Annotated in this window: 1 rRNA gene; it reads left to right on the forward strand. The window is 52.7% G+C overall.

The window, feature by feature from the left end:
• Nucleotides 1-264 (forward strand): 23S ribosomal RNA (locus AAZR23_RS20785); the annotation flags it as partial.

Raw genomic sequence — 264 nt, forward strand, 5'->3', positions numbered from 1 at the left:
TCGTACCCCAAACCGACACAGGTGGTCAGGTAGAGAATACTCAGGCGCTTGAGAGAACTCGGGTGAAGGAACTAGGCAAAATGGTGCCGTAACTTCGGGAGAAGGCACGCTGGCATTAGGTGAAGTGGTTTACCCATGGAGCTGAAGCCAGCCGCAGATACCAGCTGGCTGCAACTGTTTATTAAAAACACAGCACTGTGCAAACACGAAAGTGGACGTATACGGTGTGACGCCTGCCCGGTGCCGGAAGGTTAATTGATGAGG

The organism is Morganella sp. Je.2.23, assembly GCF_051129855.1.
GTDB lineage: Bacteria > Pseudomonadota > Gammaproteobacteria > Enterobacterales > Enterobacteriaceae > Morganella > Morganella sibonii.